Source organism: Shewanella sairae, from assembly GCF_023283535.1.
In the GTDB taxonomy this organism is placed as follows: domain Bacteria; phylum Pseudomonadota; class Gammaproteobacteria; order Enterobacterales; family Shewanellaceae; genus Shewanella; species Shewanella sairae.
Genome location: NZ_JAKILT010000227.1, coordinates 1 through 553, shown reverse-complemented (window position 1 = coordinate 553; position 553 = coordinate 1). Strand labels below are relative to the sequence as shown.

Annotated in this window: 1 protein-coding gene; it reads left to right on the top strand. The window is 49.0% G+C overall.

Translation table 11 applies throughout. The features are described from left to right. Nucleotides 1–96: 96 nt before the first annotated feature. Nucleotides 97–553, top strand: a 457-nt coding sequence (locus L2748_RS24325; protein ID WP_248957849.1) for a type IV secretion system protein, incomplete at its 3' end; no start/stop codon positions are given.

Sequence of the window (553 nt, the reverse complement as noted above, 5' to 3'; positions counted from 1 at the left end):
CAAGCCCAAACCGATAAATTCATGCAAGGCAATGTGCCCTCGCTTGAGTCCCGACAGCTTGAAAGCTATGAGCTCAAACAATTTTAAGGAAACCCCATGCGCATAGTCATTACCGCGCTGCTTATCCTGTTATGCCTGATTAACCCTGCATTCGCGGCAAACGGTGCTCCCGACACCGGCGCCATGAATGAGCTACTGCGAGTCTTTGAAAACACTGCAAGCAAATGGCCCGCCATCATCCTACCTATCACCACCTGGTTATTTTGGATGTTAGTGACCATTTCGTGGGCGTGGGGCTTTGGTGAAATGGCCTTAAAAGGCGCTGATATTAAAGAGCTGATTGCAGAGCTGTTTAAACGCACTTTCATAGTGGGCTTTTTCTGGTGGTTACTGACCAGTGCCCCACAAATTGCCGCCGCCATCGTCAACGGCTTTACTTGGATAGGGGCAAGGCTTGCAGGCGACGCCGCGACATACAAATCCATATCCCCAAGCTCTATTTTTGATATTGGCATTTCACTGGTGACTCAAATTTTGGAAAAGCTCAGCGTCA